Here is a 22,056-nt window from a genome sequence, read left to right as displayed (position 1 = left end):
TAAGCCATAAAAAAATGAAAGAAAAAAAATCTAAAATAGATGTTCAAGGTTTTGAAATTGCCGTTGTGAATCAAAGTAATAGCGATTATATTTCTTTGACAGATATTGCTAAACATAAAGACACTGCTCAAACAGATGATATTATAAAAAATTGGTTAAGAAACAGAAATACTATCGAACTTTTGGGTTTTTGGGAAATGATTTATAATCCAAATTTTAAACCCGTCGAATTCGACGGGTTTAGAAAACAAGCTGGCTTAAATAGTTTTGTTTTAACTCCAAAGCGTTGGATTGAAAGTACTAATGCAATTGGCATCGTATCAAAATCAGGAAGATATGGAGGAACATTTGCCCATAAAGACATCGCTTTGGAGTTCGCATCATGGATTTCAATCGAATTCAAACTTTATATTATCAAAGAATTCCAACGATTAAAAGAAAGTGAAAACGATCGTTTAAATTTAGAATGGAATTTACAACGTACGATTTCAAAAATTAATTATCACATTCATACGGATGCGATTAAGGAAAATTTAATTCCACTTGAAATTACAAAACAACAAGCGAGTTTTGTTTATGCTAATGAAGCAGATTTAGTAAATGTAGCTTTATTTGGAATTACAGCCAAAGAGTGGAGAGATAATAATAAGAATCTAAAAGGAAATATACGAGATTTTGCTACTTTAGAGCAATTAGTAGTATTGAGTAATTTAGAAAGCATTAATGCTTTGTTAATTCAACAAAGTTTGTCACAAAGCGAACGACTAACTCAACTCAATAAAGTTGCCATTACTCAAATGAAATCGCTAGTTCATTCCAAAGAAGTAAAAAAATTAAAAGCCTAGCTCATGAAACATTTTGACGACAACTTCGCCCACAATTCCCTACCAAGTATCGACTTGCAACCGTCCTATTTACAAGGAAATTACGAAACCGAAATGCTCAATTGTATCGAACGTCTTTTAGATACTCACATTCAAAATGGTCATGGTAACGCACCTTGCCTTCGTACTTTTGAAGAAACCTGGACGTATAACGATTTATATGAAAAAGCGAATCAAATTGCACATGTTTTAATAGACGATTTAGGACTACAATCCGGTAATCGAGTTTTGTTGCGATCGGCCAATAATCCCATGATGGTGGCTTGCTGGTTTGCGGTCTTAAAAGCAGGTGGAATTGTAGTGGCGACTATGCCCCTACTTCGTTCGAAAGAATTGACTACCATTATAGATTGTGCGGAGATTTCCATTGCTTTATGTGATAAAGAATTGGAAGAAGAAATGCATTTGGTAAAATCAAATTTTCTTCAAAAAACGTGTTTTTATGGTAATGCCCAATTGGAAAAATTGATGGCTTCCAAACCGAAAACATTCGACAATTTTCACTCTAAAGCAGATAGTGTGGCATTAATCGGTTTTACTTCGGGAACAACCGGTTTGCCCAAAATGACAGCTCATTACCACAAAGATATTTTGAATATTTGCGAGGCTTTTCCAGCTTATTCGCTACAACCGACTTCGAATGATATTTTTACCGGAAGTCCGCCTATCGGTTTTACGTTTGGTTTGGGTGGATTGGTTTTGTTCCCAATGTATTTTGGTGCTTCTACATTTTTGATTGAAAAACCTACACCGGATATTTTGCTGCAAGCCATTCAAGACCATAAAATCACCATTTGTTTCACGGCTCCAACGGCATGGCGAATCATCACTACAAAAGTGAAAGACTATGATATTTCCAGCTTACGCAAATGTGTCTCTGCCGGTGAAACATTACCTTTAAAAGTTTGGGAAGATTGGTACAACGCCACCGAATTAAAAATTATCGACGGCATTGGTGCGACAGAAATGCTACACATTTTTATTTCTTCAAACGAAGAAAATATGAAACCAGGAGCCACCGGAGTAGCCATTACCGGTTATGAAGCAAAAATAATTGATATAAATGGAAACGAAGTTGCCAGAAACGAACCCGGACGTTTAGCCGTTCGTGGAATTACCGGTTGTAAATACTTGAATCGAAATGAAAAACAGCAGGAATATGTACAAAACGGTTGGAATATTACCGGCGATATTTTTAAACAAGATGAAGACGGTTACTTTTGGTTTGTGGCTCGTGGTGATGATATGATCATTTCTTCCGGTTATAATATTGCGGCAATTGAAGTAGAATCCGTACTTTTAACCCACGAAGAAATTTTGGAATGTGCCGTCGTGGGTTTGCCCGATGATGAACGTGGCATGTTGGTTTGTGCTCATATTGTTCTAAAAGATAAAGCTAAAGCAACAGACAACATGAAAAACCATATTCAACACTGGTTTAAGGAAGTAGCAGCACCATATAAATATCCGAGAGTGATTTATTTTACGGAGGCTTTGCCTAAAACGGAGACGGGGAAAATACAGCGGTTTAAGTTGAAATAAAAAAAACACAAACTTTATGAATGCAAAGCAATTAGTAAAAATTAGTAATTATATTGGAATAATATCCATTATGCTTTTAGTGTATTGGGTTTTTACATTCATTTTAATTGAAGTCTTTGGACTAAAAGTATTTAGAAAAAATATGACCGATTCATTTTATTTAAGTGTTTTAGGAATATTGGCGTTGATGGCAGGTGCTTTGATAATCAATATCATGTTTAATCTTACTAGAATTGCTCAAAAACATAATAATGATGAAGAAATAACTACAAATAATAAGCGTATTGTTTATGGTTTATTGATATTATTTCCAATAATTGCAATTATTCTTTTTGGTGGAGATTATTTGACAACTCGAAAAAAAGAAAAATTATTAATTAATTCGGCAGAATATATTATTAATCAGAATCCAGATAAAACAGATAGATTATTAAACTATTCATTTAATAAAGAATATATTATAGAATCGACATCTATATTACAATTATATTCCAATATGGATAAAAATTTTCCATATTCCCAGATAATAATGAGAGACTCATTACAAAACAAACCTGTATATTTAAGCTTTGATAATTATTCAAATGTTGAAATGAATGATACAATTTTACCAAAAAAAATTGATTATATTTATAAAACAACGAAACCTGAAAGAGAATATTTGGATAAGGTGTTTAATGAAAAAAGTACTGAATTAAGATTTTCCTCTTACAATGGTAATTATGAATTATTTTATCCATATAAAAAAGGAAATAAAATATTTATCATTTATTTTTCAGAAAGTCAACGTTATGGTAAAATAGGTAGTTAAACTAAAAAAACATTTAAAATGTACTTCACCAAACAAGAAAAAATAAAATTCAAACACATCGACTATGCAGGAATCGTTTTCTATCCGCGATTTTTAGAAATGCTCAATGATTTAGTAGAAGATTGGTTTGAAGAAGCTCTGGAAAGACCGTTTTCAAAAATGCATGAAACCAACGGTATTCCAACTGTTGATTTGAAAGTTCAATTCAAAAATCCCGCTCGATTGGGAGATGTCTTAACCAAAAAATTGTGGGTAAAAGACATTGGTTTTGCATCAGTTTTGTGCGGATTTCAATTCGTCAATGAAAAGGAATTAACCGTTTTAGAAGGCGAAGTAACTCTGGTCAACGTAAAAATCGCTGAAGACAGAGAAAAAATCAAAGCAGAAGGCTTTTCGGATGAAATGAAAGAGAAAATTTCAAGATTCATCAGTCTTAATACTTAATACTTTTGTCTTAATACTTAATACTTTCATCTTAATACTATCAAAATGACCTTTCCAAAATTCAAAGCCGCCGCCGTTCAAACCTCCCCCGTTTTTTTAAACGTAGATAAAACCATTGAAAAAGCCATTTCTTTCATCAAAGAAGCCAGTTCAAACGGAGCTCAATTAATTGCTTTCCCTGAAGTGTTTGTGGCAGGTTATCCGTATTGGAACTGGATCATGACACCAGTGCAAGGCAGCAAATGGTACGAAAAATTATATAAAAATTCAGTCGCTGTAACGGATGAGTCGATGAAACCGTTATTCCAAGCGGCTAAAGATTTCAATATGCACGTTGTCATCGGAATTAATGAACGTGGCGATAGTTATGGCGAAATTTACAATACCAATCTCATCATCGATAACACCGGAACATTAATCGGAAAACACCGAAAGCTTGTCCCAACTTGGGCAGAAAAACTCACGTGGACAAGTGGAGACGGTTCCTCTTTAAAAGTATATAAAACTGAAATTGGCCCAATCGGAACCCTAGCTTGTGGCGAAAACACCAATACTTTAGCTCGTTTTACATTATTATCACAAGGCGAATTGATTCACATTGCCAATTACATTTCACTTCCTGTGTCTCCACCCGATTACAATATGGCGGAAGCGATTAAAATCCGTGCTGCTGCTCATTCGTTCGAAGGGAAATTGTTTACCATTGTTTCATGTTCCACGATTTCCAAAGAAATTATGGATGTTTTAAAACCCGATGTTCCGAATATTGAAGAATTGTTGACTCGAAAAAGTTCTGCTTTCTCCGGGATTATTGGTCCAAACGGAGCAGTTGTGGGCGAACCATTAATTGATGACGAAGGAATTGTGTATGCCGACATCGATTTGGAAAAATGCATTCAACCGAAACAAATGCACGATATTTTGGGACATTACAACCGATTTGATATCTTTGATTTACGTGTAAATACGGCTCCTACTAGAAAGATTACATTTATTGATAATCACGAGGAGTTTAATAAGTAATAGTATTAAGATTGAAGTAATAAGTATTAAGACAAAAACATATGGACGCAAAATATTCAGATGATGTTTATGGAAGAGCGAGAGTTCAAGATTCTGATGAACTGAAAGCTTATTATAAAGATTTAGAAAATCTTGGAGCTGGTGCTTTATGGACCGTTGCCAATGATATTGAACCTTGGGAACCACGAGCGAACTCCGTTCCGATGTTGTGGAAATATGACAGTTTACGTGAATTAGTCCTTAAATCTTCTGAACTCGTAACACCGGAACAAGCCGGACGACGGGTGGTTTATTTGGTGAATGACAAAAGAAAAGACGTCGCTGCTGCTGTGGGATGGTTGTACACCGGCATTCAAGTCACTCGTCCGGGCGAAAGTACTTCTGCTCATCGTCATCGTGCTTCTGCTCTACGTTTTATCATGGAAGGTGAAAAAGGATATACGGTGGTAGATGGTAATAAAATTATGTTAGAAGTGAATGATTTTGTCATAACACCTAACTCTACTTGGCACGAACACGGTGTTGAAGAAGGTGGAAAAACTTGCATCTGGCAAGATGGTCTCGATATTCCGTTAGTAAATGCTTTGGAAGCGAATGATTATGCAGTTTATGATGGCAAACAACCATTGACTGCTCCATTAAACTATTCACCAATGACCTATGGTTGTGCCGGACTCCTTCCTGCAGACAAAACTTGGGATAAACCCTATTCTCCCCTTTTTAAATATTCGTGGTCAAAAGTCTATCCCGCTTTATTGGAAACTCAAAAAGTGAATGAACCTAATCCGTTTGATGGTATTTTTATGAAATATTCTAATCCGTTAACGGGTGGACACGTTATGCAAACAATGGGAGCTTCGATGCAATTGCTTCCGGTAGGTTTTAAGGGTAAAGCTCATAAGCATACTGGCTCATTTGTGTTTCAATGTGCCAAAGGAAAAGGCTATTCCATCATCAATGGGCAACGTTTTGACTGGAAAGAGCGAGATATTTTTTGCGTTCCATCTTGGGCTTGGCACGAACATCATAATCTTTCTGAATCTGAAGATGCCTGTTTATTTGCATTTAATGATTTACCGGTCATTGAAAAATTGGGATTATATCAAGAAAAAATATATTCAGAAAATAATGGTTTTCAAACTTATAACTAAAACTACTTAAATGATAAGATTAAATATATCGATTCTTTTTTTATTTGTTTCAAGTTTATTATTTTCTCAAAAAATAGCTTTTGATCAAGGAAAAATCAATCAAAAGAATTACTACGAAGAAATTAATTTTGAATTGGTTAATGATAAAATCATGCTTCCGGTAGTCATCAATAACAAAACCTTTACATTTTTATTGGATACTGGTGCACCTAACGTAATTTCAAAAACAGTTTTAGCGGAAATTAACGTCGAAAATAGTAAGAAAATAAACGTTTCCGATGCTAATAATCAAAGCGATGAAATGGAAATGGTTGCCATCGAATCAATGAAACTAGGCAATCTTTCATTTGATAATACTGTGGCTTTGGTCAGTGATTTAGATAACCATTTTATTTTGAAATGTTTTAAAATGGATGGTTTTATTGGTAGTAATTTATTGCGTAATTCTGTGATAAAAATTAGTTTAAAGGATAAAAAAATCATTATTACAGATGATATTAAAAACCTTCAAACGACTGCTAAACCAAGTAAATTGCTATTGGTTGGTGAACAAAAATCACCTTATGTACAAATAAATTTTTCTAACAATAAAAAGAAAAAAATAACTGAACAAGCCTTACTTGATACAGGGATGGATGGTTTTTATGAAATGTCTAATAGAGCTTTCGGTATTCTTTCTAAAGAAAATGTATGGGAAGAATTATCAAGAAGTACCGGTTCAAGTAGCATCGGGCTTTTCGGAACAGCTCCGTTAAAAGAACAAATTCTATTCAAAGCACCTTTTTTAAAATTAAATGACACCACGTTTGAAAATTTAATTACCAATACAACAGACGACAATAATTCCAGAATTGGATTAGATTTATTAAAACATGGTGATATAATAATCGATTTTAAAAAGAAGAAATTCTATTTTGAAGCTATTGAAAACATCATTTTAGATAAAAAACCGCCTATTTACAGTGCAACAATTATTGACAATAAATATTCAGTTGGATTTGTTTGGGATGTTACTTTAAGAGATAAAATGAATTATGGAGATGAAATCATCCGAGTGGATTCGTTTGTACTTGAAGAAATGGACTTTTGCGATATTGTCAAAATAAAAAACTTTAGAAAAGGTAATCAATCGTATGAAATAGAAGTAAAATCAAAAGATAAAACAACAAATAATACAGTACTTATACAACAACAGTAAAGACGTTGCAATGCAACGTCTCTTTATCAAAACATCATCAAATCAGTACAGACGTTGCAATGTAACGTCTATACCGAATACCACAACAAAAAACAAAAATGAAACTACTCACTTACAAAACAAAAGACACAGAACCTCGCCTAGGCTTTCTTCACAACAACCTAATCATCGACATGGAAGATTTCGGTGAAATCTCTAATTTCCCTTTACCAATTGACATGTTGGATTTAATCGATTTAGGATTTGAAATCATTGAAGAAATCACCGAAATGATCAAAGAAACCCGTGAAATAGACTTCGAACAAATTGGTTATACGTTTGAAGAAGTAGAAATCTTGGCTCCAATTCAACGTCCAAGAAAAAATATTATCGGAATTGGTTTAAATTACACCGAACACGTAGCAGAAAGTGCCCGAACACTCGACACTACCGGAAAATTACCTCAAAAACCAATTATCTTTTCTAAACCTCCAACAGCTGTTACCGGTCCAAATACTGAAATTATATTAAACACCAAATTAACGCAACAATTAGATTGGGAAGTTGAATTGGCTGTCGTTATTGGCGACTACGGAAAATATGTTCCGAAACAAAATGCGTTAGATTATGTATTTGGTTATACAGTTATTAACGATATTTCGGCGAGAGATTGCCGCAGAGAAGGTCAATGGATTGTTTCGAAAGGACAAGATACTTTTGCCCCGATGGGACCTTATTTGGTAACAAAAGACGAAATTTCAGATCCGCATAATTTGAATTTATCTTTGAAAGTAAATGGAGTTGAAAAACAAAATTCCAATACAAAGTTCCTACTATTTAATATCAATGATTTAATCGAAGATTTAAGTACTGTTTTCACACTTGAGCCTGGCGATATCATTGCAACAGGAACACCAGCTGGAGTTGGAGCCGGTCGTAATCCGCAAGAATGGATGTGGGATGGCGATGTCGTGGAAGCTACTGTAGAAGGAATTGGAACTATAGTGAATACAATTAAGGAGATATAGATCATTTGTTTGGAATTCAGTTATTTTGTTTTCTGAGCGTAGTTATTAATTTAAATAAACATGCACGAATTAACCATTGTTTCGGTAATTTCGGTATTGATGATTGGAGCAATTTCAATTGCTTTTATTTATCATCTCGTCTTATTTTTCTTTAATAGAGACAAACTATTTCTTCACTATTTACTTTATTTATTGTTTACATGGATTTTTGTTTTCATGAGAACAGGATTTATGGCACTTTTATTTGGCCAAGATGTAGAGACCTATTTTTTCGACTACTTTAATGAACCAATTCAAATCATCTATCTTACTACTTATTTCAATTTTATCCTCCAGTCAATAGAAGTTTCGAAAGCAAAAAAATCATTTTTGTATAAATCTTGGATTGCAATTCTAATTGTTTTGTTGGGATATTCTATACTTTTCATCATTAGTAAATTTATATTTCAATTTGAAAGTTATTCAACAGCATTCATTTCAATTCGAATTTTTATTTTTTGCTTAACTTTCATTATGCTCTGGCAATGTTTCAAATTACGCCATATTACCTTCCAATTATTTATACTTTTAGGAAGTTCTTTTTACTTTTTATTTGGAATAATAAGCTTTATTTCTAATTTAAATCTTTCAATGGATATGATTTTATATCCACCAGAATGGTTGATGATTGGAAGTTTCATTGACATTCTTTTTTTCTCTATCGCCATGAGTTATAGAAATAAAAAGCAATGGGAAAAAATGAACGCTGCTTTACTAAACGAAGCGAATGAAATTATCGAAATTCAAAAAATTGTACTGGAAAAGCAAAATACATTAGAAAATGAAAGAAATAGAATTGCTCGAGATATGCATGATGATCTCGGTAGCGGATTAACAAAGATTAACTATCTAAGTCATTTAGCAATTAATAATATTGACGTTACAGAAAATTTATCTAAAATCAATAAAGCTTCATCTCAATTAGTGGAGAGTATGAGTGAAATAATTTGGGCAATTAAAGAAGAAAATAATACTATTGATGATTTAGTTTCATTTATTAAATTATATGCTTTAGAATATCTTGATAATAACAAAATAACATCCACTTTCACTATTGTTATTGAAAGAAATGAAATAGAAATTAATGGAGATTGCAGAAGAAGTATTTATCTTATTGTAAAAGAAGCACTTCACAATGTAGTTAAACACGCCCAAGCCACAAATGTTACTATTGCGGTTAAAATAGTAGACCAAATTGAAATTACGATAGAAGATAATGGTGTGGGTTATAACCAAAATATGAAAAAATATGGAACTGGCAATGGTATAAAAAATATGAGGAAAAGAATAGAAATTTTCAAAGGTCAAATTGAAATTGAAAGTAAAAAAGGAACAAAAGTTATTTTTTCACTACCTTTAAATCAACTAAATCAATAAATTAACCTATAGAGATTTATATATTTTTTCAAAAAAAAGAAAAAGGATGATACGTATTTGCATACTAGAAGATATCCCTGAAATTCAAAAAGGACTTCAATTAATAGTTGAAAAAAACAGTAATTTTCAATTACTAGCATGCTTTACTACAGCTGAAGAGGCAATAAAAAATATCCCTAATTTAAAACCTGATGTAGTTATTACCGATATTAACTTACCCAAAAAAACAGGTATAGATTGTATTATTGAAGTTAAACGTAAAGAAAAAAATATTCAGTTCATTATGTTTACTATATATGAGGATAACAATCAAGTTTTCGAAGCATTAAAGGCTGGTGCTAGTGGATATATTCTAAAAAATACGTCTCCCGAAAAAATTACAGAAGCTATAATTGAACTTTATGAAGGTGGAAGTCCCATGTCACCTAAAATTGCAAGAAAAGTACTTTTATCTTTTAACAACAATACAAGTACTTCTGTTCAAGAAATTCTAACGAATAGAGAGCACGAAGTATTAGAATTATTGAGCAGAGGATTTTTATATAAAGAAATAGCAGAAAAACTATTTATTTCTCTAAGCACTGTAAAAAGACACCTAAACCACATTTATTCGAAACTTCAGGTACAAAATAAAACAGAAGCAGTCAACAAACTTTACGGTAAAAGCTGATTTTTTTTAGTCTAAAAAAATGGTACAAAAGGTTGATTGACTTAGTTAATTAACAACCGTACTTTTGGATAAAAATGTAGCTATGAAAAAGATTTACACCACACTGATAATAGCTTTCTTTACTATTAACTTCTATTCACAAGTAGGTATTGGAACTACTTCACCTGATTTATCTTCAAGTTTAGACATAAATTCAAATTCCACAGGACTTCTTATTCCAAGAGTTAATCTAAGTGATGTAACAGACTCAACATTTCCCATATTATCACCTGCGTTAAGTCTATTAGTGTATAATACAAATCCTTTCGTGTTAGGCGGAAACGGAGAAGGATATTATTATTGGAACGGTTCAATTTGGGTAAAGTTATTTTCTACTAACGACGAAAAGTGGAGTAGATCTAGTTTTGGTCAACTTTTTCCCTCTAACATAAACGACTTTGTCGGTATTGGCACTACTACTCCTTTTACGAATTTACATATTGTATCCAATTCCTCTAATCCAGTAATTTTTGATGGAGCGGATAATTTATATATATCTTTTGCAGAAAATGGTAGTTATAGAGGTTATTTTGGAAGTTATACAGGTAATCCAAATGATATTGAATTTGGCACTTATAGTGGGAATTTGGGCTCAGTTCACTTAACTACAGATAACACTCCAAAATTAACTGTTTTAAATAATGGAAACATAGGAATTGGCACGACAAATCCTTTAAGAAAATTAGAAGTAGAGGGAGGAAATGCAAGGATAAATAATACTATAATTGGAGATTTTGGTTTTGGCAGTAATTGGGGAGGTTTTGCTCATCAAAACCAAGCAAATTCAACTGGATATGGTCTTTTACATTCTTTTGATGGGAATTTTACACTTTTAAACAAGGAAAATACAGGGCTAGGATATATTGGTTTTAGAGTTGGAAACATCGATATGGCAGTAATTAACAATACGGGTAATATGGGAATAGGAACTGTAAATCCTACTCAAAAGCTAGACGTTATTGGAAAGGTAAAAATCACAGACGGATCTCAAGCAGCAGGAAGAATTTTAGCATCAGACGCAAACGGAGTGGGCACTTGGGTCAACACTAGTGCTATTACACCCGCAGTAGTTGGAGTTTTTGCGGGTGGTGGTGCAAGTTTTGGTAACGGTACACCTGTAGGAATACAAAGTGCAATGAATTATTGTAATGTTTATATAGATTTGCCTCCGGGAAAGTGGATTGTTTTTGGTACTTATTTATTGGCTGGATCAACAACTTTAACTGCTGGACAAAGTATTTTTGTGAGAACAACACTATCCATAAGCAATACAATTGTTTCAAATCCAGATATTATTTCTGGTGGATTAGTATCCGGCACATTAGCTGGTCCAACTGATTTTGGTTTAGCCAATGGTCAAACTTTAATAAATAATACGAGTGGCACTACTAGACGCTACTATCTTTGGGCAAATATTCAAAAATATGGAACTACTCCAACCACATACAATATGGCTGGTATAGGAAGTAACTTTTGGTCAGAAAACCAACTATCTGCAATACCAACAAATTAATTAATACATTTGAAATATGTTTTAAAAAAAAAAGCTCTATTTGAATATTTTAGCTAACTTCGATACTTAAAATAAGTGGATTAATTTTTATGAAAAAATTCAGAATAGGCCAAATCGTACCTTCCTCAAACGTAACAATGGAAACCGAAATCCCTGCTATTTTCAGAGGAAGGGAAACCATTCTTCCTGAAAAATTTACCTTTCATTCCAGTCGAATGCGGATGAAAAAAGTAACGAAAGAAGAACTGGAAGCCATGGATGCGATGAGTCTAAAATGTGCACAAGAATTATCTGATGCTCATGTAGATGTGATGGGCTATGCTTGTTTAGTGGCCATTATGAGTATGGGTCGAGGTTATCATTGCGTTTCCGAAGTGAATTTGCATCAGGAAACGGTGGCAAACGACTTCCCTACTCCAATTGTGACTTCAGCCGGAGCATTGATTAATGGTTTGAAGGTTTTGGGAGCCAAACAAATATCGATTATTACTCCATATATGCGTCCGCTTACGGATATGGTTGTAGATTATATTGAACATCAAGGTATTAAAGTAAAGGAAAGTATTGCATTGGAAATTCCTGATAATTTGGAAGTAGCCGCTCAAAACCCAATGAATTTATTGGAAATCTATAAACAATTAGATTTGACTGATGTTGATGTTTTAGTGGTTTCAGCATGTGTGCAAATGCCTTCGTTGGAAGCTATCGATTTGATTCAAGCCGAATGTGGTATTCCGGTAACCTCTGCTGCGGTTTGCACAACCTATGAAATGATGAAAAAGTTAGGAATTGAAGCCAAATCAACTATTGGAGGCGAATTGTTGAATGGAAAATATTGATTGAAACAAAGGATATTTATTATTGAAAATTAAATCAAATGAGACTATATTTTACATTACTATTAATTTTTGCATTGACTGTAGTAAACGGTCAAAATTTTTCCGGAAGTGTCGGAAACATTACCGATGATGGTCAACCTAATGATTATGACTTAATCGTAAATGACGTCTCGTTAAATACATTGTCCTCCACCATTGGCTTAAAAGAGGTTTGTTTGAACATTACTCATACTTGGAATTCAGACTTAAATGTATTTCTAATTTCACCATCCGGTACACAAGTCAATCTGTTCTCAGGAATTGGTGGTGATGGAGATAACTTTACTAATACTTGCTTGAGCCAAACGGCTGCGACATCAATAAATTTTGGAAATCCACCTTATACGGGTCAGTTTAAGCCTCAGGAAACAATAGGCAACTTCAATAGTAATCAAAACGGGAATGGCATTTGGAAACTTCGGATCATTGATACTTATCCGGATGCAGACACTGGTTCTGTTTTAAATTGGTCAATTACTTTTGGGGAAGATGCACCTACTCCATTTGTGTTCACTTCGTCTAATCTTCCGATAATTGTAATTAATACAAATGGTTTGACTATACAAGATGAGCCGGCGATAAATGCAACGATGGGGATTATATATAATGGTGAGGGAAATATGAATATGATTAATGACTCTCCTAATGAGTATAATGGAAATATAAACATCGAGTACAGAGGAAATTATTCTCAAATATTACCTCAGAGACCTTTTAAAATTGAAACACTAGATGCTTCATTTGAGGAATCAAATGTTTCTGTTTTCGGTATGCCGGAAGAACATGATTGGGTTTTGATTGCCAGTTATAACGACAAGGCCTTTATGCGAAATACACTTGCTTATTCATTATTTCAAAACATGGGTCATTATGCTGCTCGACATAAATATTGTGAAGTTGTTATAAATGGAACTTATCAAGGAGTTTATATTTGGATGGAAAGTATCAAAAGAGATAATAATCGAGTTGATATTGCTAAGTTAGACCCCGATGAAAACACCGGGAATGACTTGACCGGCGGTTATATTTTAAAAAATGATTTATGGAATGACAATGATAGTTGGCAATTGAATTATAGCCCAATTGACCATCCGGAATTAGATGTTCGATTGGTTTATCACTATCCAAAACCGGAAGACATTAGTGCACAGCAACAAGCTTATATTCAGTCGTTTATTAACGATTTTGAAACAGCGTTATATAGTCCAAACTTTACGTCTTTAACTGATGGTTACAGAAAATACATGGACACAAATTCATTTATCGATTATTTTATTATTAATGAATTATCCAGAAATAACGATGGTTTCAAAAAAAGCAGTTATTTTCATAAAGATAAAGACAGTAATAACCAATTGGCCAAACTGAAAGCCGGACCGGTTTGGGATTTTGATTGGGCATGGAAAAACATTAATGAATGTGGAATATTGGCCACAACAGATGGTTCGGGTTGGGCACATTTGATAAATGATTGCAATCCGGATAATAATTCTACCGGTTGGTTTGTTCGCCTGCTTCAAGATCCTGCATTTCAAAATGAATTAAAATGCAGATGGCATAATTTGCGTCAAACTCTGTTAAGTGAATCAGAACTAAATGCTTATATCGATTCAAATGCTGCCTTTTTACAACAAGCACAAGCTAGACAATTTGAACGTTGGGGAAATCTAGGAATCAATACGGGAACGCCTGAATTGGAGAATGACCCTACTACTTTTGAAGGACAAATTGTAAAATTCAAGAATTGGATAACAACCAGAATGAATTGGTTAGACAATAATTTACCCGGTAATTTGAATGATTGTACCTTAACATTATCAGAATCAACCATCGAAAGCATAAAATTATATCCCAATCCGGCTAAAGATGAATTCTATTTACATTCGGATAGTATTGTTGAAAATGAAGTGATTAAACTAACTATTTTTGATCTTGCCGGTAGAAAAGTGATGAATATTTCAATTGATAGCAAGCAAAAAAGCGTTGACATTTCTCAATTATCCTCCGGAACGTATGTGGTAACCATAGCTACTGATAATTTTAAAGAACAACATAAACTAATCGTTGAGTAAGAATAAATTAAAAGGTACATTTTCTTCTTAGTGCAATACGTTTATTCTTCCGGTAAGGTCTCGCCAAAAGTTAATAAATTATTGTCCGGATCTAACAGCGAAAACTCCCGTTGTCCCCAAGGTTTATTCTCTAATAATCCATTGGGATGTATCCTGACTTTGTTATCCAACAAGGTTTGATAAAAGTCGTCAATACGATTCACTCGAATATAAACCTGACCATAATTTTCCTCAGGGTTAAGTTCAGGGAAAAGAAAAAAGTGGAGTTCTATATTATCCTTCTCCACCATCAAATACTCAGGATAATCCGCTGAACCTAAATCGGTAAAGCCTAGTTTATCGTTGTAATATTGCTGCGTAACCGCTTTATTTCGCATGGGTAATTTAGGGTGAACACTAATCAACATCATTTTTATTGTTTATTATTTAAATCCTAATACTTGTTCCTCTACCATCAAAACATCTTCAACGTACTTTTTAAATAATGGATAATCTTCTTTTGAAATATTATCCCATGGAGTTGAAACAGTTCGTGTAATTTTTAATGAATTTGGTGAGATTAATTCAAAATTGAGTGAATATTGATGATTATGAAAGGTAAAATGACTACCTTCCGGTATATCTGTAAATTTTTTACCTTCTTCTAAGTTAATGGTTACAATATTACTGTAAGTAAAACTATCTTCATAGGTGATATAATTAATATCATAATTTCGGGCTTCCTGAGCAATGATGTTTCGCGTGTAAACATTAAATACAAAGGGGATGTCGATAATTTTTAAACTTCCAACATTTTTTAGTTTTTCTGATACTTGAAATTGTGTTTCAAATTCTATAAACACATCATTTTTATTATTGCTGATTAATTTCGCTGATTTCAAAGAAACAGTTTTTTTCAATTTCTCATTATAACTTTCTTCAAAGTCTTTTTTTCGTACATCTTCAGAAGTTGATTCAGCGAATAATTCGCTGTAATATGATTTGATAGAACCATTTATCTTATTTTTTAAAATGTAGTTAATTTCTTTTTCATTAACCGTTACAATCATGTTTGTTTCAACAGAATTCTTGATTGCATTGTCAAAAGGAATTTTTATGATTTGTGATTTTTCGTTTTCTTTTTTGTCAAAAGAAATTACTAATGCATTAGCATTGTAAAGTGATATTGGTAAAGCTTTAAAAGGGATGTGTTTACTGGTGAGTTCCAAAAAATATTCCTTTCCGTTGAGAATTGTTTTTACAATGCAATGATTAAATTCTTTTGAAGGCATCGCCATCTCATGATCACTATTATCATTGGTAGATACCAGTACTAAGTTTGACTTAAGTCCTGCTAATTCAGAGAAAGCAATGAACAACGTCGACACATCCTTACAATCTCCTAATTTTGTATGGATAGTTTTAGATGGTTTTTGGGGAACATAGCCACTTTGTCTAAAATCTAACGAACTGTATTTTATGTTATCGGTAATATAGTTATAAATGATCCTGGCAATCTCTTCCTCATTGAATCCTTTTACTCCATTAGGAAAAAGTTGGTCAAATGTACTTTTTGTCACTTTATCAGGTATAAGTGTTTTCTTTACTAGGTCAGAATACCAATTAGAGATTTCTTTCCATGATTTAATTGAACTAACTTGTATTGTATTGGTGAGGTCTGAATATGGTTTAGAAAACGACTCTAATAATGGAATGGCTTCAATATTAGTTTTTCGCCATGTAGTAAACACCTTATTATTGGCCTTTTTTACAGTAGGTTTAATATCTCCATTAAAGAGCTTATATTGATACTGGATATGATCAGGATTAATAATTGTAAAAACAGATTCAACGGATGGGTAAACACTATTAAAATAGCAATCTAAATTAAAATCTTTGTAAAATCTTCCCGTTGAATTACTATAACCTTCATATTCAATATAGACAACATCTCCAACTTTAAGGTTTGAAAAAACTAGAACGCCATCTCCCCTTTCTGCCGGTACAATTGAACCATCATTTTTTACAAATTCTGTCTTTTGAATAGTTATTCCGTAAGTATCTAAACTATATTCCTTTAATTCATCGATTCCATTTTCACTTGTAATCTCATAAATTAAGACAACCTTTGATTTCATCCCACCCTCGGGAAACAAATTTATAATGTATTCATCAAGTAAAGTAACCACACCATAATCACTTTTAAGGGTTGCATTTCTGCGTTCTTTGATTAATTTATATTTATCCTTAAAAGTTACCTCTTCTATTTCATCTTTAATTTTTTTTATGTCATATAATTGTTTGCGTAGTGTTCCATTTTCAGAATTGTGTTCCAATGATTTACGAAGGTATTTTTCTGCTTCTTTTTCATTATTCATATAATGATAAACCATTCCCTTTTTTTCTAAAATTGTATAGGAATAAGGAAAAAGTCCAAGAGAATAATCAATTTCTACCATTGCTTCCGCATATTTTTTTTCTTCAATCAATACATTAATATAATCATATATGATTCCAGTAAAATAAGGAAAATTTGTTTTTCTTTCTGCTAAAATTCTTTTTACATCTTCTTTGCGGTTTGCTGCATTATAATAGTCAATTAATTTTGCTATTGCTGAATAATTGTCTCGTTTGCCAACTAACTCCTCCAGCATGTCTAGGGTCTTTTTTTTATTTTTTTCTAAAGAATCATACAACGGTGCAAACTTAACAATGTAACTCTCTCTATAATCTGACATATTGATGATGGTATCTATATTTTTAATCATTGCATCAACTTTAGAATTGCGTGCATTAATCAAAAAATCATACAGTTCATAAAAAAGAGGAGATAGTAATTTACTTGCTTTTTCTCGATAGTTTTCTAATTCTGAAATACTGGCAGATGTAAGCCAATTGTTATCTGTTGCTTTAACAGCAATATTATAAAAATAATCACTGTCGTTAAGTTCTATATTTTTATGAATTTCATTAACTTTTGACCCTTCTTCTCTAAGGCTGTGGTACTTCGCCAAACGGGTTTTGATTAGCGAACTGTTGGGGTATTTCTCATCAAGTAAATGGATTATTTCCTCTGCTAAATCTAACTTTCTATTGTGAATATATGCATCATAAAGCATAAGTTGATATAGAACGTGGTTCGGGTTTTCTTTAATTTTTTTTGTTAAATAAATTTCATAATCAGGTATAAGTTCTTCTGGTGCCAATGAAACCAATGTTGACTTATTATATGGTTGATAAGTATTATGATAAACCAATGATTCTATTTTTTGATTACTTGCATCTGTGAGTGATAGAAAAAAATAGCTATTTGATTGAATTGATGACTTTACCAAAATTCGATTAATCCCTTTTGGTAAGGTTAATTTCAACTGATAGGCATTTAAATCGGTCATTTTGCTCAATGTATTGGAGTAAACCTCAACATCATTGATAAACAACTTTAGCGAACCACTCATCCCTAAATTAAAGAAGACCGTTTGTGTTTCAGGATTTTCAACAAACAATTGAGAATACATAATACCATTACCATATTCTGATTCGTTTGAAAAAATTTGATAACCTTCGCGGAGAGGTACACTAGGATTGTACCAACCCAGCTTTCCATTGCTGTTACCGTCAAATAACTTATCATTTTTAGGATATACTTCAGGTTCGTATTCAATATCAATACCGCTGTCATTTAAATTTTCAAAAACACCACAAAGTTGCCAATCCATAACTCCGTTTAATTTTTTTATTCCTTCAGCAAATCCATGGTAATTTTTACGATTTCTATCAGCGACGGCTTTATAATAAATTATCATTGGATTTTTTTCATACAAAGCATGAGTTGAAAGCATGTCTATTTTATTATATGTACTGTTATTAAACCCAGCATCAGCAATGTCATCCAGCATATATGGCTTTTTAATTAAAGAAGTTAAATAATTTTTACTTTCCTCAAATTTGGATAAATTGGTAACAAAATTTTCATCAAAATCCATTTTTCCATTTTCCAGATCAATGATTTCCCCTAGCAAAAAATAGGATAAACTGTTTTTACTTGAATTTTTAAATTCCTTATCATACAACTTTCTGGCTTCTGCTCTTTTGTTATTTAACAACAAATCCCAAACCTTTTCTTCAGAAGTTTGAGCAAAGATTATGTGACTGATAAGCAAAAAAAGGAATCCAATTTTTTTCATAAATAGGGTAAATTTTTGTGAATAGTAAATCTAAAAAAGCCAATTTAGCCTATGCATACTGGTAAAGAGCTAATTTTACTTTTTAATTTTTTGTTTAAGTTCAAATATAAATAAAAAAAAACGTACTTTTTTAAATAAATTTTAGAGCTTTTTATATCCTAATTCAAAGTTAATTTTTCCTTTTCAATATTTTATTTTCCTAGATGTTGAGGATAAATAGTTGATAGAATTCCAAACACTTTGTAAACAAAACGTTCTTTTAACCTTTTTTTTTGCAACATCAACTTCATTCCAATAATAAAAATCGCTTAGAAAGGATTAAACGAGGTTGTTTTTTTATAAGGAGTATGAGAATTTATTTTTTGTTGCGGTAGTAGAACTGTTAGTTATTCGGTTTTATTACCTACAGTAGTTTCTTGGTAACAAAAAGTGTGAATAGAGAGTTTTTATATTAGCTCTTTGTCAAATACTTTTACAATAGTATGAACAATTTATTTACTCCACTAGTAACACTTTAGTTTTTTTCATTTATCAGTAGCCACCTCTACAAAATAACTTCCTCTGTCTAAGTCAAATGTAGACATTATAACAAAGGTTGAAGTCTTAACCACTTGACCTAATAGTAACTGAAGTTACAAGGTCTTTTTTCAAAACCACCACCACAATTAGGACAAACATTTTCTAAAATATTTTCCACGCATTGCATACAAAACGTGCATTCATAACTACAAATCATTGCTTCATTTGATTCGTTTGGCAAACTCTTACCACAGTTTTCACAGCATTGTCTAATTTCTAACATTTTTTATAAATTTAGTTGTTAGTTAAATTTCTTATTACTATTTCTTCTGTTTCAGTATCAAATATTAAAACTCCTTCATTTTTGTCGTCAAGTTGCCCAACCAATTCTCCCTCTTTTGTCCAAACAGCACTGTTCCCAACACTTAAAAAATTGTCACAAAAACCTACACAGTTAGCCATTAATACAGGCATTGCGTATTGTTTTGCTATGCTTGGATAATGGTCAAAAGCATTTTTAACACCCTTTGCTGGTTTTGCAACGCTTACTAAATAAACATCAGCACCCAATTTAAAAGCGTTTTCAATATGTGTTGGTTGTAAGCTCTCGTAACAAATTGCCGGTGCGATTTTTTAATCGTTCGTTTCGATTATTACTTGTCCAACTCCATTCTCAAAATAAGGAAATTCATCTGAATGAAGTTGTTGTTTTGAATAGGTTTGTCTCGGTTTGTTTGGTTCAAAAATTATCATACTAATTCGGATTTGCGATTCTGAAGCAGTAGGTAATCCAAGCCCGATAATGATATTGGTTTTGTCGCTTGTTTCTTGAAAAATGTCCAAACGATGATCATTTTGATTAGTCGCCAATTTTTTTGCTAGTGCTGGTTCGTAACCTGTCAATGAAAGTTCTGGAAAGAAAATTGCTTCCGCATTTAATGCCAAAGCGAGCTCAATAAATTTTTTATGAAGTTCAATATTGGCTGAAACATTGCCCTTAATTGGTTTTGTCTGTGCGATGCAGATTTTCATATGTTTGTTTATTCTACTTTGCAGGTTGGATTACACTTTACTTCAAAATTTACTGAATTCGCTATATAACATATTTCGTGAGCTTTATGGTGCAACTCGATGGCTTTTTCTACCATACTTTCGTCTGCTACATAAAAGATTGGATTCAAAGTTACTTCTTTGAAATTTCCGCCACCACTTGCCTTCTCAACCATAATACCTGTGGCATTGTCTGTGTAAGAAGTGATTACAACTCCTTCTAATGAACATACATACAAGTAGGAAAGCATATGGCAGGATGAAATAGCTGTTACCAATAAATCTTCGGGATTCAATTTTGATTTGTCTCCAACAGCAGGATTGTCCGTTGTAAGTAATAATTCAGGTTTCCCTTCAATAGAAACTGTGTGGCTACGGTCATAGGTTCGTACATTTTTAGTTCCGTCACCTTTATTCCCAGTCCATACCGCAGTTAGTTTGTAGTTGTGTTCGTGTGCCATTTTAATTAAGTTTATTGCTCTTCAATTATTGATGTTCCTTTTGATTTATCTCCCGAAGTCCATTCCCAATTTTCGTGAAGGCGAATTTTTCCGTTTTCAAGAATTTCTGGTTTTGAAATGCAAATTCCAGTCATCAATTCGTCATTGTCATTTACTTGATGATAACGCATTTCTATGTTTCCTAAATGGTCAACCAAACCAATTAGATGTCCATATTTAATCTTTCCCCCTGAATATTCAGAAGTAAGAAGATTTCCGATTTGCTTGTAATGAAAAAGAGTTTCGTTTGAAGTTTCTCCGTTTTCAGTATTGCTAATCGGTCTGAATTTTTTATCGTTGTAGTTCATCGTGTCGTTTTTCTAAAATAAACGATGTTAAGGTTCGTTTTTAATTCTTAGTTCCAATCGTTTCTTTTTATTGTTTCAGTGATGTGAGCAAGATGGTGGTTACAATGCCAAGCATAAACTCCTATATTTTCGTCAACTCTAAAAGTATTTCCGTGTTCAGGATGAATAAAAATTCTTGCATATTGTTCGTCAGTCAAATTGTTTAGTAAAACTGTCCATCTTTCGTGTATTCCTTCAATCATTTTCAAAGAAGGTTCAATAGGCATATTTTTAGTGTCATGAAGTTCTGCCCAACGTTCTTCAAAATAGGGTTTTATTGTTGGTTGGTCTTCTGTTAATGCAAGCTTTAAACGAATTAAACTGTTCATATGGCTGTCGGCACAATGATGAACTACTTGTCTTATAGTCCAACCGTTAGGTCTATATTGAGTATCAAGTTGCTTTTCGGTCAAGTCAAGAACTTCGGTTGAAAGTTTTTTTGGAAATGTTGAAATGTCTGAAATCCAATTTTTTAAAATGTCTTTCGTGATTGTTGTTGGTTTTTCAAACTTTCCAATCGGATATTTTAGTTTTTCTATGTCCATTTACATTATTTTTTACCATGTCTAATCTTAGCCTGACCGATAACGTCCTTCCTGTAATGTTTGTAGCTACTACTAGCACTGTACAAACAAATCCAAAATTTAATTACACCAGCGTACTTTCCTGACTTGCCCAAGCCTTGCCATTGACGCTAGATGCTGTGCTTGTTGCACAACTCCCCAAATATACCAAAAAAATCTTGCAAAAAAGATTCACTTTTTGTAATTTTAGTCATGCAAGGAAAAAAAGAACTCACCCCAAAAATGCTCTACCAAGTTCATTT

Annotated in this window: 18 protein-coding genes and 2 pseudogenes; 13 read left to right on the top strand and 7 right to left on the bottom strand. The window is 32.7% G+C overall.

The window, feature by feature from the left end; translation table 11 throughout:
- The first annotated feature begins 14 nt into the window (after positions 1–14).
- The 13 genes from ACIQ0M_RS02130 to ACIQ0M_RS02070 all read left to right on the top strand — a co-directional run bounded on the left by ACIQ0M_RS02130 (position 15) and on the right by ACIQ0M_RS02070 (position 14,648).
- A complete protein-coding gene (locus ACIQ0M_RS02130) occupies positions 15–845 on the top strand; it encodes a KilA-N domain-containing protein (RefSeq protein WP_396149236.1) in 831 nt (276 codons plus the stop codon).
- Positions 846–848: 3 nt separating this feature from the next.
- Positions 849–2,426: an AMP-binding protein gene (locus tag ACIQ0M_RS02125; protein WP_396149234.1), complete on the top strand. Its 1,578-nt coding sequence runs from the start codon at positions 849–851 to the stop codon at positions 2,424–2,426.
- 16 nt (positions 2,427–2,442) lie between these two features.
- A complete protein-coding gene (locus ACIQ0M_RS02120) occupies positions 2,443–3,237 on the top strand; it encodes a hypothetical protein (RefSeq protein ID WP_396149232.1) in 795 nt (264 codons plus the stop codon).
- Positions 3,238–3,255: 18 nt separating this feature from the next.
- A complete protein-coding gene (locus tag ACIQ0M_RS02115; RefSeq protein WP_396149230.1) occupies positions 3,256–3,681 on the top strand; it encodes an acyl-CoA thioesterase in 426 nt (141 codons plus the stop codon).
- A gap of 45 nt (positions 3,682–3,726) precedes the next feature.
- Positions 3,727–4,704: a carbon-nitrogen hydrolase family protein gene (locus tag ACIQ0M_RS02110; protein ID WP_396149228.1), complete on the top strand. Its 978-nt coding sequence runs from the start codon at positions 3,727–3,729 to the stop codon at positions 4,702–4,704.
- A gap of 41 nt (positions 4,705–4,745) precedes the next feature.
- Positions 4,746–5,855 (top strand): cupin domain-containing protein, encoded by a 1,110-nt coding sequence (locus tag ACIQ0M_RS02105; RefSeq protein WP_396149226.1) that lies wholly within the window; start codon positions 4,746–4,748, stop codon positions 5,853–5,855.
- Positions 5,856–5,865: 10 nt separating this feature from the next.
- Positions 5,866–7,053 (top strand): retropepsin-like aspartic protease, encoded by a 1,188-nt coding sequence (locus ACIQ0M_RS02100; RefSeq protein ID WP_396149224.1) that lies wholly within the window; start codon positions 5,866–5,868, stop codon positions 7,051–7,053.
- A gap of 98 nt (positions 7,054–7,151) precedes the next feature.
- Positions 7,152–8,060: a fumarylacetoacetate hydrolase family protein gene (locus ACIQ0M_RS02095; RefSeq protein ID WP_396149222.1), complete on the top strand. Its 909-nt coding sequence runs from the start codon at positions 7,152–7,154 to the stop codon at positions 8,058–8,060.
- A 60-nt stretch (positions 8,061–8,120) separates the two neighbouring features.
- Positions 8,121–9,476, top strand: coding sequence for a 7TM diverse intracellular signaling domain-containing protein (locus ACIQ0M_RS02090; RefSeq protein WP_396149220.1), 1,356 nt, complete (start codon positions 8,121–8,123; stop codon positions 9,474–9,476).
- Between the two features lie 46 nt (positions 9,477–9,522).
- Positions 9,523–10,146, top strand: a complete 624-nt coding sequence (locus ACIQ0M_RS02085; RefSeq protein WP_396149218.1) for a response regulator — start codon at positions 9,523–9,525, stop codon at positions 10,144–10,146.
- An 82-nt stretch (positions 10,147–10,228) separates the two neighbouring features.
- On the top strand, positions 10,229–11,698 hold the full coding sequence (locus ACIQ0M_RS02080; protein WP_396149216.1) for a hypothetical protein: 1,470 nt from the start codon (positions 10,229–10,231) through the stop codon (positions 11,696–11,698).
- 89 nt (positions 11,699–11,787) lie between these two features.
- Positions 11,788–12,537: an Asp/Glu racemase gene (locus ACIQ0M_RS02075; RefSeq protein WP_396149214.1), complete on the top strand. Its 750-nt coding sequence runs from the start codon at positions 11,788–11,790 to the stop codon at positions 12,535–12,537.
- A gap of 38 nt (positions 12,538–12,575) precedes the next feature.
- A complete protein-coding gene (locus tag ACIQ0M_RS02070; RefSeq protein ID WP_396149212.1) occupies positions 12,576–14,648 on the top strand; it encodes a CotH kinase family protein in 2,073 nt (690 codons plus the stop codon).
- Positions 14,649–14,689: 41 nt separating this feature from the next.
- On the opposite strand, the gene ACIQ0M_RS02065 is transcribed toward ACIQ0M_RS02070, so the two are convergent.
- The 7 genes and pseudogenes from ACIQ0M_RS02065 to ACIQ0M_RS02035 all read right to left on the bottom strand — a co-directional run bounded on the left by ACIQ0M_RS02065 (position 14,690) and on the right by ACIQ0M_RS02035 (position 21,775).
- Complete coding sequence (locus ACIQ0M_RS02065; protein WP_396149367.1) at positions 14,690–15,055, bottom strand: bleomycin resistance protein; 366 nt, start codon at positions 15,053–15,055, stop codon at positions 14,690–14,692.
- Between the two features lie 15 nt (positions 15,056–15,070).
- Positions 15,071–18,814, bottom strand: coding sequence for a transglutaminase domain-containing protein (locus tag ACIQ0M_RS02060; protein ID WP_396149210.1), 3,744 nt, complete (start codon positions 18,812–18,814; stop codon positions 15,071–15,073).
- 637 nt (positions 18,815–19,451) lie between these two features.
- Positions 19,452–19,616, bottom strand: a pseudogene (locus tag ACIQ0M_RS02055) (DUF1272 domain-containing protein); the annotation flags it as partial.
- Positions 19,617–19,627: 11 nt separating this feature from the next.
- A pseudogene (locus ACIQ0M_RS02050) lies at positions 19,628–20,365 on the bottom strand (carbon-nitrogen hydrolase family protein).
- A gap of 8 nt (positions 20,366–20,373) precedes the next feature.
- Complete coding sequence (locus tag ACIQ0M_RS02045; protein ID WP_396149208.1) at positions 20,374–20,844, bottom strand: OsmC family protein; 471 nt, start codon at positions 20,842–20,844, stop codon at positions 20,374–20,376.
- An 11-nt stretch (positions 20,845–20,855) separates the two neighbouring features.
- Positions 20,856–21,191, bottom strand: a complete 336-nt coding sequence (locus ACIQ0M_RS02040) for a n-acetylglutamate synthase (RefSeq protein ID WP_396149206.1) — start codon at positions 21,189–21,191, stop codon at positions 20,856–20,858.
- Positions 21,192–21,238: 47 nt separating this feature from the next.
- Positions 21,239–21,775 (bottom strand): YfiT family bacillithiol transferase, encoded by a 537-nt coding sequence (locus tag ACIQ0M_RS02035; RefSeq protein WP_396149204.1) that lies wholly within the window; start codon positions 21,773–21,775, stop codon positions 21,239–21,241.
- Positions 21,776–22,056 lie beyond the last annotated feature (281 nt).

The organism is Flavobacterium sp., from assembly GCF_044339515.1.
Classification (GTDB): Bacteria; Bacteroidota; Bacteroidia; order Flavobacteriales; family Flavobacteriaceae; genus Flavobacterium.
Note: the sequence above shows the minus strand (reverse complement) of the source record. Positions and strands in the feature narration are given on the sequence as shown.

What these genes read in the sequence shown, in the direction of transcription:
- ACIQ0M_RS02075 (WP_396149214.1), top strand. Translation starts at nt 11,788, where the DNA reads ATGAAAAAATTCAGAATAGGCCAAATCGTACCTTCCTCAAACGTAACA.
- ACIQ0M_RS02070 (WP_396149212.1), top strand. Translation starts at nt 12,576, where the DNA reads ATGAGACTATATTTTACATTACTATTAATTTTTGCATTGACTGTAGTA.
- ACIQ0M_RS02095 (WP_396149222.1), top strand. Translation starts at nt 7,152, where the DNA reads ATGAAACTACTCACTTACAAAACAAAAGACACAGAACCTCGCCTAGGC.
- ACIQ0M_RS02120 (WP_396149232.1), top strand. Translation starts at nt 2,443, where the DNA reads ATGAATGCAAAGCAATTAGTAAAAATTAGTAATTATATTGGAATAATA.
- ACIQ0M_RS02040 (WP_396149206.1), bottom strand. Translation starts at nt 21,191, where the DNA reads ATGAACTACAACGATAAAAAATTCAGACCGATTAGCAATACTGAAAAC.
- ACIQ0M_RS02130 (WP_396149236.1), top strand. Translation starts at nt 15, where the DNA reads ATGAAAGAAAAAAAATCTAAAATAGATGTTCAAGGTTTTGAAATTGCC.
- ACIQ0M_RS02125 (WP_396149234.1), top strand. Translation starts at nt 849, where the DNA reads ATGAAACATTTTGACGACAACTTCGCCCACAATTCCCTACCAAGTATC.
- ACIQ0M_RS02065 (WP_396149367.1), bottom strand. Translation starts at nt 15,055, where the DNA reads ATGTTGATTAGTGTTCACCCTAAATTACCCATGCGAAATAAAGCGGTT.
- ACIQ0M_RS02060 (WP_396149210.1), bottom strand. Translation starts at nt 18,814, where the DNA reads ATGAAAAAAATTGGATTCCTTTTTTTGCTTATCAGTCACATAATCTTT.
- ACIQ0M_RS02100 (WP_396149224.1), top strand. Translation starts at nt 5,866, where the DNA reads ATGATAAGATTAAATATATCGATTCTTTTTTTATTTGTTTCAAGTTTA.
- ACIQ0M_RS02045 (WP_396149208.1), bottom strand. Translation starts at nt 20,844, where the DNA reads ATGGCACACGAACACAACTACAAACTAACTGCGGTATGGACTGGGAAT.
- ACIQ0M_RS02085 (WP_396149218.1), top strand. Translation starts at nt 9,523, where the DNA reads ATGATACGTATTTGCATACTAGAAGATATCCCTGAAATTCAAAAAGGA.
- ACIQ0M_RS02110 (WP_396149228.1), top strand. Translation starts at nt 3,727, where the DNA reads ATGACCTTTCCAAAATTCAAAGCCGCCGCCGTTCAAACCTCCCCCGTT.
- ACIQ0M_RS02090 (WP_396149220.1), top strand. Translation starts at nt 8,121, where the DNA reads ATGCACGAATTAACCATTGTTTCGGTAATTTCGGTATTGATGATTGGA.
- ACIQ0M_RS02105 (WP_396149226.1), top strand. Translation starts at nt 4,746, where the DNA reads ATGGACGCAAAATATTCAGATGATGTTTATGGAAGAGCGAGAGTTCAA.
- ACIQ0M_RS02035 (WP_396149204.1), bottom strand. Translation starts at nt 21,775, where the DNA reads ATGGACATAGAAAAACTAAAATATCCGATTGGAAAGTTTGAAAAACCA.
- ACIQ0M_RS02080 (WP_396149216.1), top strand. Translation starts at nt 10,229, where the DNA reads ATGAAAAAGATTTACACCACACTGATAATAGCTTTCTTTACTATTAAC.
- ACIQ0M_RS02115 (WP_396149230.1), top strand. Translation starts at nt 3,256, where the DNA reads ATGTACTTCACCAAACAAGAAAAAATAAAATTCAAACACATCGACTAT.